Annotated in this window: 15 protein-coding genes; 8 read left to right on the top strand and 7 right to left on the bottom strand. The window is 37.1% G+C overall.

The window, feature by feature from the left end; all coding sequences use genetic code 11:
- From BLV40_RS18545 to BLV40_RS18555, 3 genes are all read right to left on the bottom strand, one after another.
- The gene (locus tag BLV40_RS18545) at positions 1-1,017 is read right to left on the bottom strand and encodes a FecCD family ABC transporter permease (RefSeq protein WP_090692679.1); all 1,017 of its coding nucleotides are present in this window, start codon (positions 1,015-1,017) and stop codon (positions 1-3) included.
- Positions 1,014-2,069 (bottom strand): FecCD family ABC transporter permease, encoded by a 1,056-nt coding sequence (locus tag BLV40_RS18550; protein ID WP_090692682.1) that lies wholly within the window; start codon positions 2,067-2,069, stop codon positions 1,014-1,016. The genes BLV40_RS18545 and BLV40_RS18550 overlap by 4 nt, the downstream gene beginning before the upstream one ends.
- A gap of 309 nt (positions 2,070-2,378) precedes the next feature.
- Positions 2,379-2,603, bottom strand: coding sequence for a YuzB family protein (locus BLV40_RS18555; RefSeq protein ID WP_017153617.1), 225 nt, complete (start codon positions 2,601-2,603; stop codon positions 2,379-2,381).
- A gap of 289 nt (positions 2,604-2,892) precedes the next feature.
- Between BLV40_RS18555 and BLV40_RS18560 the strand changes: the two genes are divergently transcribed.
- Together BLV40_RS18560 and BLV40_RS18565 are read left to right on the top strand one after the other, a co-directional pair.
- Complete coding sequence (locus BLV40_RS18560; RefSeq protein WP_026592077.1) at positions 2,893-3,561, top strand: RsfA family transcriptional regulator; 669 nt, start codon at positions 2,893-2,895, stop codon at positions 3,559-3,561.
- A gap of 75 nt (positions 3,562-3,636) precedes the next feature.
- Positions 3,637-4,482 carry an octanoyl-[GcvH]:protein N-octanoyltransferase gene (locus tag BLV40_RS18565; RefSeq protein WP_090692684.1) on the top strand — a complete coding sequence of 282 codons (846 nt, stop codon included), beginning with the start codon at positions 3,637-3,639 and terminating at the stop codon, positions 4,480-4,482.
- Positions 4,483-4,515: 33 nt separating this feature from the next.
- Here BLV40_RS18565 and pta read toward each other — a convergent pair whose 3' ends face one another.
- Positions 4,516-5,487 carry a phosphate acetyltransferase gene (gene pta / locus BLV40_RS18570; protein WP_090692686.1) on the bottom strand — a complete coding sequence of 324 codons (972 nt, stop codon included), beginning with the start codon at positions 5,485-5,487 and terminating at the stop codon, positions 4,516-4,518.
- Positions 5,488-5,856: 369 nt separating this feature from the next.
- On the opposite strand from pta, the gene hemQ reads away from it, so the two are divergent.
- The 4 genes from hemQ (at position 5,857) to gerQ (ending at position 9,148) form a co-directional block, all read left to right on the top strand.
- Positions 5,857-6,600 (top strand): hydrogen peroxide-dependent heme synthase, encoded by a 744-nt coding sequence (gene hemQ / locus BLV40_RS18575; protein WP_026592080.1) that lies wholly within the window; start codon positions 5,857-5,859, stop codon positions 6,598-6,600.
- Positions 6,601-6,793: 193 nt separating this feature from the next.
- On the top strand, positions 6,794-8,071 hold the full coding sequence (locus BLV40_RS18580) for a serine hydrolase (RefSeq protein ID WP_139265568.1): 1,278 nt from the start codon (positions 6,794-6,796) through the stop codon (positions 8,069-8,071).
- Between the two features lie 195 nt (positions 8,072-8,266).
- Positions 8,267-8,689: a cell wall hydrolase gene (locus tag BLV40_RS18585; protein WP_026592082.1), complete on the top strand. Its 423-nt coding sequence runs from the start codon at positions 8,267-8,269 to the stop codon at positions 8,687-8,689.
- A gap of 27 nt (positions 8,690-8,716) precedes the next feature.
- Positions 8,717-9,148, top strand: coding sequence for a spore coat protein GerQ (gerQ, locus tag BLV40_RS18590; protein ID WP_026592083.1), 432 nt, complete (start codon positions 8,717-8,719; stop codon positions 9,146-9,148).
- Between the two features lie 36 nt (positions 9,149-9,184).
- On the opposite strand, the gene BLV40_RS18595 is transcribed toward gerQ, so the two are convergent.
- The 3 genes from BLV40_RS18595 to BLV40_RS18605 all read right to left on the bottom strand — a co-directional run bounded on the left by BLV40_RS18595 (position 9,185) and on the right by BLV40_RS18605 (position 10,908).
- The gene (locus tag BLV40_RS18595; RefSeq protein ID WP_090692691.1) at positions 9,185-9,553 is read right to left on the bottom strand and encodes a DUF423 domain-containing protein; all 369 of its coding nucleotides are present in this window, start codon (positions 9,551-9,553) and stop codon (positions 9,185-9,187) included.
- A 62-nt stretch (positions 9,554-9,615) separates the two neighbouring features.
- Positions 9,616-9,909 (bottom strand): YwdI family protein, encoded by a 294-nt coding sequence (locus BLV40_RS18600; protein WP_090692693.1) that lies wholly within the window; start codon positions 9,907-9,909, stop codon positions 9,616-9,618.
- Between the two features lie 6 nt (positions 9,910-9,915).
- Positions 9,916-10,908, bottom strand: a complete 993-nt coding sequence (locus BLV40_RS18605; protein ID WP_139265569.1) for a potassium channel family protein — start codon at positions 10,906-10,908, stop codon at positions 9,916-9,918.
- A gap of 95 nt (positions 10,909-11,003) precedes the next feature.
- Between BLV40_RS18605 and BLV40_RS18610 the strand changes: the two genes are divergently transcribed.
- Positions 11,004-12,287: a purine/pyrimidine permease gene (locus BLV40_RS18610; RefSeq protein ID WP_139265570.1), complete on the top strand. Its 1,284-nt coding sequence runs from the start codon at positions 11,004-11,006 to the stop codon at positions 12,285-12,287.
- A gap of 209 nt (positions 12,288-12,496) precedes the next feature.
- Positions 12,497-13,318: a Cof-type HAD-IIB family hydrolase gene (locus tag BLV40_RS18615; RefSeq protein ID WP_090692839.1), complete on the top strand. Its 822-nt coding sequence runs from the start codon at positions 12,497-12,499 to the stop codon at positions 13,316-13,318.
- The last annotated feature ends 189 nt before the right edge of the window (positions 13,319-13,507 follow it).

The raw sequence follows: 13,507 nt of genomic DNA on the forward strand, positions 1-13,507 counted from the left end.
TTATTTTGTTCTCATAAGTAAATAAATGAAATATGGTGCACCAATTACAGAAATAACAAGACCGACTGGTATTTCTGATGTTGTTAATACGCTTCGTGAAATGAGATCTGCAAATAACAACAGGAATGTTCCAATTAATGCCGCTGTCGGCAACATAATTTGGTGCTTTCCACCAACGAGGCGCCTTGCTAAATGCGGTGCCATTAAACCGATAAAACCAATTCCACCCGCAACAGCAACGGATGCCCCGGCTAAACAAACAGCGATAAATAATAATTTACGTCTTTCTTTCTCGACATCTACACCAAGCCCAACCGCCGCTACATCTCCTAGGTTCATTACATTTAATACGTGTGCTTTACGAATCGCAATTGGTAAAAAGATAAGCATCCATGGAAGTACGCTTAATACGAATTTCCAGTCTGTTCCCCATAAGCTTCCCGCTAACCAAATCGTTGCAAAACGGAAATCATTCGACGTCATTTTCATTGAAAAAATTAAGCTAACTGCACTAAAACCAGCTGCTACTGCGATACCAACAAGTATTAAACGGGTTGATGAAACGCCGTCCTTCCATGCTAATACATAAATAATGACTGCCGCTACTATTGCACCCACTAATGCGAAAAATGGCAGAATGAATACAGACAACAGAGTACCGGTCCCTACTTTTCCAAAAAAGAAATATACGAAAACGACAACTGTCAATCCCGCTCCGGCATTAATACCGATAATTCCAGGATCAGCAAGTGGATTTCGTGATAATCCTTGCATAATTGCACCTGACATAGCTAATGCTGAACCAACTAATATAGCAATAACCATACGCGGCATACGAAACTCGAATAAAATGACTGACTGATCTTCCGCACCAAGTCCAACCAATGATTTTAATACATCTATTGGCGGAATTTTAAACGTTCCTGTATTTAAACTAATAAGAAATACTGAAATAATTAAACAAGATAAAATTGTTAAAACTGAAATGTTCTTTTTTGTTAAGACGGTTGTCTTCACATTTTTCCTCTCCCTTCATTACGCGCTAAGTAGAGGAAGAATGGCACCCCAATTAGTGCTGTAATCGCCCCAATTGGTGTTTCAAACGGCGGATTAATAATACGAGATAACATATCCGCACATTCAATTAACAATCCGCCTAATACAGCAGAACATGGAATAACCCATCTATAATCTGAACCGACAAGAAAACGTGTCATATGAGGGATTACAAGCCCAACAAATCCAACAGATCCTGCCATAGATACCGCTGAACCCGTTAACACAAGAACAAGCACAGTTCCGATAAATTTAATTAATGTTGTATTTTGTCCAAGCCCAATCGCAATTTCTTCACCGAAACTTAAAATTGTAATATATCTCGACATCATAATCGCGATAATGAGACAAACAAGTCCAATTGGCAGTAGCATATCGATACTCTGCCATTTCACACCAGCAACGCCGCCTGCATTCCACATGCTTACTTCTTGAGCAAGATTGAAATACAACGCAATTCCAGATGAAATAGCCCCAAGTAATGCACTAATCGCCGCTCCGGCTAACGCTAACTTAACAGGTGTTAGTCCACCTGGTGAAGAAGCGCCAATTCCGTATACAATGCTTGCACCAAATGCCGCTCCAACAAAAGAAGCGATAACAAACATTAAATACGGTGAATTAGGAAAAAATGCATACATAATTGCAATTCCAAATACTGCTCCATCAGTAATCCCCATTAATGATGGCGATGCGAGTGGATTTCGTGTCATTCCTTGCATAATTGCACCTGATACAGCTAAAAAGGCACCAGCAACAACACCACCAATTGCTCTAGGCATGCGCAACTCCCAGATTACATTATGATGCGTCAAAGAACCATCAAACTGAAAGACAGCTTGCCATACAGTTTTCAAACTAATATCCGCTGCACCAAATGAAATTGAGGTTGCCATGCTTAAAGCTAACAAAATTGTTCCTGCTATTAAAATAATAGAAGCAATAAGCGGTCTGCTCTTAATCTCTTTCACATTTGCTTCTTGTTGCTCAAAATTCCTCGCGCTTGCTTCCATCCCTCAACCACCCTAACCAACAACATATATTTAAGAAAATGAAATTCATTCTCAAGAAACAACAAAACAAGAAAATCGGGTTACCTACCTATTCTGATAATGATTCTCATAATCACACTTTCTATTCTACCTACCGTTATAAAAAGCTGTCAACCATTATTTTGCAATATAAAACTAATGTAATTAATATCAAACCAATACCATACTATGAAATTTATTCATTCATACATGTTTATTTCATTTCGTTATCCCAAAATAATTTTTAATTTTAACAATAAAAAAAGAAGAGTAAAATATTCACTCTTCTTCTTACTTATTTAATTTCGCCTCAATTTTCTTAATCAATTCATCTTCATTTGGTGCTGCAACTGGACGATTATTCACAAAAGCGAATGATTTTTTACGACCTGGTCCACAATAAGATTGACATCCAACCTCAATATTGGCACATGAATCTACTTTTTTGAGCTTTGGTATCAAGGTCTTAATGTTCGTCGCCTGACAATCATCACACACACGAAATTCGTTTCCCATTTGATATAACACTTCCTCTATTTTAAACTTTTCACAAGTACATTTAACAATAAACACTAAATGGTATTTTACCGTTCTTTGGGGCTTGATGCAAGTTTTCTCCTATGATTTCCCACAATAGAAAGCCTTACTTCCTCCTTCATTTTTCCCTTTATGAACGCCCTTCATTCGTATACCCATTTCTTACTTCCATCGAAATCTACCATATTTTTAAAAGCTTTGTATAAAAGCATTTTCTTTTGTCCATTATAAAAATAGGAAGTTTATAAAAAGAAAGGGAGTTGAATCTATGAAAGTAAGACAAGATGCTTGGACAGACGAAGATGATTTATTACTTGCTGAAACCGTACTGCGTCATGTTCGAGAAGGAAGCACACAATTAAATGCCTTTGAAGAAGTTGGAGATCAGCTAAATCGCACCTCAGCTGCTTGTGGTTTTCGTTGGAATGCAGTTGTTCGTTATAGCTATGAACAAGCTCTGCAACTAGCAAAAAGACATCGAAAAGATAAAATGCGTGCTGCTAGTGGTGAACAGGCCAAAAAACGCCTTCTTTATACACCACCAGCTTCAGCAGCCATTCCTACCCATGATGAGGAACCTGCTATACAAACGGCTACTCCATATCCAGAGCAAACTGTTTCTAAAACTTCTATTACAATGCAAGATGTCATTTACTTTTTACAAACAGTTGGGTCTTCAAACATGAAAGTAACAGCGCTTGAAAACGAGAATACGAGATTAAAACAAGAAATAAAAGCACAAATACTTCGCAATGAAGAATTAGAAAAGAAACTAGAAAAACTAGAGCAACAATCTAATACAGTACAAGAAGATTACGAAACGCTTATGAACATTATGAACCGTGCTCGTAAATTAGCATTAATGGACGATGAAGAGCCCACACCAACCTCGTTTCGCATGGATCGAAACGGCAATTTAGAAAAAATTGCAGAATAAAAAGGATGCGCTAACCGCATCCTTTTTATTTTGTTATAATAAAGATTGTCATTTTATAAATAAGGGGTTAGTTATATGGGCAATTCCCGTTCGATTTTATCTCAACCAGAGTGGCGTATTGTGGATCAGTCTAGTTTAGGACCTACCTTCCATGCACTTCAATCATTCGCTATGGACGATACATTGTGCACAGCAATTGGAAATGGTACATCTGCTTCGACAATGCGCTCTTGGGTTCATCACAATACAATTGTTCTTGGTATTCAAGATTCTCGGCTTCCTCATTTACAGGAAGGAATCTCTTTTTTAAAACAGAAGGATTTCAATGTCATTGTTCGTAATTCAGGTGGTCTTGCAGTCGTACTTGATGAAGGGGTTTTAAATGTATCGCTTCTATTTCAAGAAACGGAAAAAGGAATTGATATCGACCTTGGATACGATACAATGTGGCATTTAATTAAAGAAATGTTAAAAGATTACGATGTTGATATCGAGGCAAAAGAAATTGTTGGCTCTTATTGTCCCGGCAGCTATGATTTAAGCATTCGTGATCAAAAATTCGCAGGTATTTCACAGCGCCGCATTCGTGGAGGTGTAGCTGTACAAATTTACTTATGCGCTACAGGAAGCGGTTCTGAACGTGCGGCACTTGTTCGAGATTTTTACAACTTAGCAATTCAAGGAGAAGAAACAAGATTCACGTATCCTGAAATTGTACCGAGTACAATGGCTTCTTTATCTGAACTACTTGGCGAAACAATTACAGTTCAAGATTTAATGATGCGTTTATTCAAAACATTGCAACATTTCGCACCCAAATTAACACCATCGCAATTAGCAGTAGATGAAATTCCTTTATACGAAATGAATTTACAACGTATCATTGATCGTAACAATAAAGCACTTGGTCTTGAAAAGTAAGAAAAGCCCCGCTATGATAGCGGGGCTTTTCAATTATAGTGCTTGAGCTGCTGTAATTAGAGCTAGCTTGTACACTTCTTCTTCGTTACATCCGCGAGATAAATCGTTTACCGGCATGTTTAAGCCTTGTAAGATTGGTCCCACTGCTTCGAAGTTACCTAAGCGTTGTGCAATTTTGTAACCGATATTACCAGCTTCTAAGCTTGGGAATACGAATACGTTAGCATCACCTTTAATAACAGAACCCGGTGCTTTTTTCTCAGCTACAGATGGTACGAACGCAGCGTCAAATTGGAACTCACCGTCTAATGTTAATTCAGGAGCCATTTCTTTTGCAATACGAGTTGCTTCTACAACTTTTTCTGTTTCTGGAGATTTCGCAGAACCTTTTGTAGAGAAGCTTAACATTGCAACACGTGGATCGATGCCAAATAACTCAGCAGTTTTCGCACTTTCAATACCAATTTCAGCTAAATCTTGGCTGTTTGGTGCAATGTTGATTGCGCAATCAGCGAATACATACTTCTCATCTCCACGTACCATGATGAATACGCCTGAAGTTTTTGTAACGCCTGGTTTTGTTTTAATAATTTGAAGTGCTGGACGAACTGTGTCAGCTGTAGAGTGAGCTGCACCACTTACTAAACCGTGTGCTTTGCCCATGTATACAAGCATTGTACCAAAGTAGTTTTCGTCTTTTAAGATTTCACGAGCAGCTTCTTCTGTTGCTTTACCTTTACGGCGTTCCACGAAAGATGCCACCATTGCATCCATTTCTTCGTATGTAGCTGGGTCGTAAATATCAACGCCTGCTAATGTTAAGTTCATACTAGCAGCTTTTGCGCTAATTTCTTCTTTATTACCAACTAAGATTGGTTTTACTAATTCTTCTTTTGCTAAACGCTCTGCAGCGCCTAAAATTCTTTCATCAGTTCCTTCAGGAAGTACGATCGAAATGCCTTTTCCTTGAACTTTTTCTTTTACTGTTGTAAATAAATTGCTCACGAATAAACCCTCCTACAAATGTTAAAAAACTCTATCTTTAAGAATACTTCTTTTCATCTATATTTTAAACTTATAGCGCCTAAAAAATAGGGAAAACAAAAATGATTATATTTTCGTAAAATTCAGCCTCGTCAAATTTCTATTTTGATGGAAAACCTTCCTTTTTAGATGGAACAGAGCATCCGTCTATGCATAGCAGCAATCAGGACTTTTTGCCCTATGCCAAGTGAAAACAAAATGGATTTATATACTCCGCTAGCTAGCATTATTAATTGTGACAATTTTATGCATCAAAGCTTTACATGGGTGACTTTAAAACTATATATGCTATAGTTAACGTGTAAAATATCATTAACTGAGGTGAAAGAAATGAGTGAAGCAGCAAAAACGTTAGATGGTTGGTATTGTTTACATGATTTACGCTCTATCGACTGGGCAGCATGGAAAACATTATCTAGTGATGAACGTGGACAAGCAATGTTTGAATTTTTAAACGTCATTGAGAAATGGAACAAAGTTGCGTCTGCAAAGCAAGGCAGCCATGCAATGTATACAGTTGTTGGTCAAAAAGCTGATATTATGTTTATGATTTTACGTCCAACAATGGAAGAGTTAAATGAAATTGAAACAGAATTAAATAAAACAACATTAGCTGAATATATGATTCCTGCATACTCTTACGTATCTGTTGTTGAACTAAGTAATTACCTTCCAGCTGATGAAGATCCATACCAAAACCCGCAAATCCTAGCACGCTTATACCCTGAATTACCAAAAGCAAATCATATTTGCTTCTATCCAATGGACAAGCGTCGTCAAGGTGATGATAACTGGTACATGCTTCCGATGGAAGAACGTAAAAAACTAATGTACAGCCACGGGAAAATTGGTCGTCAATATGCAGGAAAAGTGCGCCAAGTCATTACTGGTTCTGTTGGCTTCGATGATTACGAGTGGGGTGTAACACTATTTGCTGATGACATTCTTCAATTCAAAAAGCTTGTATATGAAATGCGCTTTGATGAAGTGAGTGCTCGCTATGGTGAATTCGGAACATTCTTCGTTGGTAACATCTTACCAAGTGAAAAAGTAGCAAAATTTTTATACGTATAATAAGAAAAAGGAACGAATTCCGTTCCTTTTTCTTATTCTCCAACAAAAACTCTTCAAAAACCCCTATTTTCACTAAATTTGCACAACATCAGACAAAAATCCTTCAAATTTCCCATTAAATCATAACATTGTTATATTAAAAATTATGATAAAATAATACGGGCTATATGCCAATAACGATGCGAAGGTGATAATGTATATGAGGAAAATTTCATCTATTTTACTAGTGTTTCTATTGTCGTTTTCTTCCTTAGGAGTAACAACCTCCCATGCCGAAGAGAAAATACACATAGAAGCTGCCGCTGCTATTCTTTTTGATGCAGATACAGGCAAAATACTGCACGAACAAAACCCCGATGAATTACTAGCTGTTGCTAGCATGTCAAAACTTATGGTTATTTACTCCGTTTTAGAAGCTATTAAAGAAGGAAAAATCACTTGGGATACAAAAGTAAACATCTCTGATTACGCTTATGAAATTTCCCGTAATAATGATTTCTCCAACGTTCCTTTCGAAAAAGGCCGACAATATACAGTTAAAGAATTGTATCATTCTATTGTTATCTTCTCTGCAAATGGATCTAGCATTGCGCTAGCTGAACTGCTTGCAGGAAGTGAAAAAAACTTCTTAAATCTTGCAAATGAACATGCAAAAAAACTAGGGTTAAAGAAATATAAATTTGTAAATGCTACTGGATTAAATAATGCTGATTTAAAAGGAAAACGTCCCGAAGGAACAGATCCGAATGGAGAGAATTCCTTATCAGCTCGTGACATGGGTATTCTATCAAAAGCAATTATTACAAAGTATCCAGAAATGTTAGAAGATACAAAACAAAGATTTAGAAACTTCCCGGATAACCATCCAAAACCAATTCGCATGGAAAACTGGAACTGGATGCTACCAGGTGCCGCTTTTGCTTACGAAGGAACAGATGGTTTAAAGACAGGAAGTTCAGATACAGCTGGGTATGGGTTTACAATTACTGCAAAACGCGGGGACTTACGTCTTATCTCCGTTATTATTAAAACAAAATCAATGGATGAACGTTTTACAGAATCCCGTGCGTTAATTGATTATGGTTTTAATAACTTTGAAAAACAGAAATTAAAAATAGATAAAAACAATACAATTTCTGTTATAAAAGGAAAAGAAGATAATGTAACTGTGACACCTGAAAAAGAGATAACGGTAATCACAAAAAAAGGAAGTAAACCACCTTATCAAATTTCTACTGAGGCAGATAAGTCACTTGCCGAAGATGGAAAATTAGTTGCACCAATCAAAAAAGGTGAAAAAGTAGGTTCACTCATTTTAGAATCAACTGATCAACATGGATTTTTAGACGGAAACAAGAAAATGAAAATCACTGCAAAAACAACAGAGGAAGTAGAAAAAGCAAATTGGTTCGTTTTAACAATGCGATCAATCGGTGACTTCTTCTCAAATATGTGGTCAAAATTATTTTGATAATAAAAAGCTAGCATTGCTAGCTTTTTTTATTGCATTTCTCCCTCTAACACTAAAAATTACTCCCCCTAAAACTTTGTTTGGTTGTCATATCTGAGCCCTTTTCCTCATACGTATGAACTAGTAATTGTTCCACACTTCATCTAGAAATAAACCTCTTTCTCAAGTGCATTTCAAAAAGAGGGGTGAAACATAATGGGCGTTATCAACTATACAGAAGAACATGTAAAATTATTAGCTAGACTCATGCGTGCCGAAGCCGAAGGAGAAGGTCAACAAGGCATGTTGATGGTTGGAAACGTTGGTGTAAACCGCGTTCGAGGGAATTGTTTAGACTTTAAAAACATACGTAATTTACAACAAATGGTTTTTCAAAGTCCTGGTGGTTTTGAAGCAACTCAGAAAGGTTATTTTTATCAACGCGCACGTGAACAGGACATTGCCCTTGCAAGGCGTACAATTCAAGGACAACGTTTTTGGCCTGCAAATTTTGCTTTATGGTTCTTTAGGCCCGAAGGTGCTTGTCCACCAACTTGGTACAATCAACAAAATTCTGGACGATTTAAAAGACATTGCTTCTTCCAACCATCCGGTGAGGACTGTCCAGGGGTATATTGAGGAATGAAAATAAGGAGGGATTTTTGAATGGCACAGCAACAAAATCCATACTATGGAACAGGTTTCTATCAACCTTCAGGGGGATATATGCAACCTCAACAACAAATGACGCCGCAACAGCAAGCGGCGCAACAACAGGCAATGCAACAACAGGCCACACAAGCACAACTTGCAGCATCCCAAGGTATGCTCCCACTAGAGCAATCGTATATTGAAAACATCCTCCGCTTAAACAAAGGAAAACCTGCAACTATTGTTATGACATATGAGCGCGGTAGTTCACTTGGCACGCAATCTTATACAGGGATTATTGAAGCAGCTGGACGTGATCACATTGTCATCAGTGACCCGAAATCTGGAAAACGATACTTACTCCTTATGATTTACTTAGATTATGTAGAATTCCCTGGAGAAATTACGTATTTACCTAGCCAACCTGCAACTTATGCTCCAAGATAAAAACAAAAGCTGGCAAATGCCAGCTTTTGTTGTGTTTTATAACCCCTTTACAACTGCAGTTCCTACTAAAATCCAACCAATAATAAAGGCTATCCCACCAAGAGGGGTAATCGGACCAAAAAACTTAATGCCTGTCGTACTTAATGCATACAAGCTTCCTGAGAACATAATAATTCCAGCCACCATAAACCAACCTGCTGTACTTAATAGGGAAGATTGGATCTTATCCATTAATAATGCAACAACGAATAAGCCCCCAGCATGAAACATTTGATATGTAACACCTGTTTTCCAAACCTCTAACATTTTTGCGGAAATCTTATTTTCTAAAAAATGTGCCCCGAGAGCGCCTAATGCTACAGATAGTCCAGCTGCAATACAACCTAATAAGAAGAAAATTTTCATTGGAATTCCCCTTTTTATCTTTATGATAAGAAATTTTCACATATAAGCCAACAATTTAGCCTTTAAAAATCAAATAAAGAATTACCGTTTGCATCAGCTTCTTTCATATATACAGGTTCTCCCGAAGAAATAGGTGCAACCTGCTGCTGAGCCATCGTCATCGGATGCGATGTTATAGCTTGTGATTGTAGTTTTGGCTCCACATATGCAGAAGTTTCAACCTGTTCATCTAATAATAAATCACATAAAGCACGAACAACTAAAAGATGTTCTTTCGATTTCTGTCCTTCACTACTTTTTGCTTTCGCAATTTCATTTGCCATTTTATTTAAAATCTTATCGCTAGATACTTGCATTCCTTGTCACCTCGTACTTTGTAGTTCTTTCTCAAATTGTCCCAGCTTCTCTACTGGACCAAATACTATTATCATATCATGTTCTTGTAGTTTTTCCTGCCCTGTTGGATTATGAATAATATTTCCACCCCGTAAAATCGCTAAAATTGTAACATCAAATTGCTTTCTTACATTGCTTTCTATCAACGTTTTTCCAATTAAAAGAGACTTCTCACCAATTTCAACTTCTTCTATTGCAAAAGCCTGTTCAGTTCCATAAAGCACCGTATCAATGTAATGAACCGTTAATGGATTTGCGATTCCTTTTGCAATATGAATTCCAGCCATACTAGATGGATTAATCACTTTACTAGCACCAGCACGCCGTAATTTCCCTTCCGTTTCTGTTTTTTCAGCTCTAGCCACAATTTTAATCGTACTATTTAGCCCTCTCGCTGTTAATGTAATGAATACATTTTCAGCATCATTCGCAACAATTGCCACTAAACCAGTTGCTCTCGTAATCCCTGCCTGATGTAACACCTGTTCTTCAGTCGCATCACCATGCACATATAAAAGCTTTTCTTTCTCTAGTACAGATTCCTCTTTATCAACAACAACAAATGGGATCTTCTTTCCCTGTAATTCGCGTACAACTTGAAGTCCTACTCTACCACAACCACATACGATAATATGATCTTGTAACTCCGCTATTTGTTTGTCCATTTTCTTCCTCCGCACTGCATGAAATAAATTCCCCTCAATAATCATTGCTGCTACTACCCCAATTGCATATGTAACAATCCCTACCCCAACAGGAATAATAAGAAGCGCAAAGATCTTCCCTGCCTGTGTCAATGGGACTGCATCTCCATATCCAACCGTCAGTACTGTAATCATTGTCATCCAAAAAGCTTGGAATAAACTAATCTCTTCTATTATCATAAATCCAATTGTCCCAAGGATTACAACAAAACACATACATATAACTGCAATCCATAGTTGTCTTCTTGCATTCATATTCTTCTTCAACTCTTTTCTCTATCTACAACCTTTGCCATAGGAAACAAAATACGTATATACTAGAAACGGAATCTGTGAAAGAGGTTGATAAAATGAAAACATTTTTTTCTGCCCTGCAGTGGGCCTTATTTATCTTAGCTGGGAGCCTTATTGTACCAATTAGTGTCGCTGCCAGTTATGGACTTGAAGGTGCTGAGGCTATTGCTTTTGTACAGCGAACGTTATTTGTTCTTGGATTTGCTGGCCTCCTACAATCCATATTTGGTCATAGACTACCTATTCAGGAAGGACCCGCTGGTCTTTGGTGGGGAATTTTCTCACTTTACGCGAGTTTAGGTGTCGTATTATTTGGATCAAATAATGAAACACTCCGCGTCTTGCAATATGCATTTTTGTTAAGTGGTATTATCTGTATTATCCTTAGTGTTTTTGGACTTATCGATAAGCTTGTTCGTTATTTTACACCAACAGTTATTGGGACATATTTATTCCTTCTTGTTGCTCAGCTGAGTGGCTCCTTCTTAAAAGGAATGTTCGGTCTTGATGGACAACATACTGAAGTACAAGCAAACGTATTTATTCTTTCACTCATTGTTATTTTACTATCTTTTTTCATTATGAAGCTACCTATTATTGGACAATACTCCGTTCTTTTCAGCATTATCCTTGGTTGGACCTTATTTGCATGTTTCGGTTTATCCAACCCAATTACACCCGTGACGGATATCATTCATCTGCCATCTCTATTCGTTTTTGGACCACCCCGCATTGAATGGAATATGGCAATTACCGTTGTCTTTGTAACACTTTTACTTTTAACAAACATGTTAGCAAGCATTCGTGTTGTACAAAGGGTTGTCTCTAAATATGAAGAAGGTCCAATTCAAAATCGATTTAAACATGCCGGTATCATAACAGGAATAAATCAATTGCTAGGTGGTCTTTTCTCAGCAATTGGACCGGTCGCTATTTCAGGTTCAGCTGGGTTTATTGCAACGACGAATATTTATAAACGGCTACCTTTCATTTTAGGATCAAGTTTTATTATCATAATTAGCATATTTCCAAAGATTACTGCATTCTTTGCAGCTATTCCTGTCGCTGTTGGTTATGCTGCCATTTATCCTGTATTTGCAAGTATGATTGGTCTTGCCTTCCGGGAATATGATACTGTACAAAATAAAGAGCGATTATTCCGCGTCGCTGGGCTTTCACTCTTTACGGGCATTGGCGTTATGTTTGTCCCACCGCAAGCATTTTCGAGTCTCCCGCCATTTCTAGCATCCTTCTTAAGCAACGGTCTTGTACTTGGTTCTGTCATGGCTATTTTACTTGAAGTTTTATTTTCCCGTTCAAAGGAAGAACAACCATCGTAAATTGGAAAACTTCCATTATTGCACTCTACTTTCAGAGTTGTTACGATAGAATAGAATTATCATGGGCAATATGCCCATGATAATATATATTAACAATATGGTAATCCACTTCACCACCTTTAAAGAGGTTCGATGTCTTACTATTTTTCCTCATCATGTTACTAGAACTGATTTCTAGTAATACTTCAATAAAGAAAGGAATTTTCTATATGTCTTATAAAATGATTGTTTTAGATTTAGATGATACTTTATTACGTGATGACCATACGATTTCAGAACGTACAAAACAGGCCCTAATGACCGCTCAAGAACAAGGGGTAAAAGTTGTACTTGCTTCTGGCCGTCCGACATTTGGTATGCGCCATATTGCCAAGGAACTTCGTTTAGAAGAATACGGTAGCTTCATCCTATCATTTAACGGCGCAAAAATTATTAATTGCGAAACGGATGAAGAATTGTTCAGCAGTACACTATCTCCTGAAATCGTTCACAACTTATATGAAATTAGTAAAGAAGAAGATGTTTGGATTCATACGTACATGGGTGATGATATTGTAACGGAAGAAAATAATCCATATACAGAAATTGAAGGAAACCTTACAGGCATGCCAATTATTGAAGTAGACAGTTTTATCACTGCTGTACAAGAACCTGTTGTAAAAGTATTAATGAACAAAGAGGCTGAACGTCTTGTAGAAGTAGAGAAGAAACTTCAAAAACAATTAGAAGGAAAACTAAGCGTAATGCGATCAAAACCATACTTCTTAGAATTCACAGAAGCTGGTGTAACAAAAGGCACAAGCCTAAATCAATTAATTCAAAAGCTTGGTATTAAGCGTGAAGAAGTAATCGCAATGGGTGATAGCTACAACGATCAAGCAATGATTGAGTTCGCTGGCCTTGGTGTTGCGATGGGAAATGCTCCAGATGATATTAAAGAAATTGCAAACTACGTAACAGACACAAACATGAATGACGGCGTTGCTAAAGTTGTAGAGAAATTTGTACTAAAAACAGAAGTTCTTGTTTAATATACACCCATTCACAAAACCCATTTGAAGTCAAATACTTCAAATGGGTTTTTATTAAAATATAAGTAGCTTTGTGAAGATATTTCGAACTTTACAACATTACCGTAGTGTAAACTTTGTTTTCAGATATAATGGAACAAAATAGGTGATTTTATTTTGAAAAAGAATATAAATTTACTATATACAAGC

The organism is Bacillus sp. 166amftsu, assembly GCF_900107445.1.
Lineage (GTDB): Bacteria > Bacillota > Bacilli > Bacillales > Bacillaceae_G > Bacillus_A > Bacillus_A arachidis.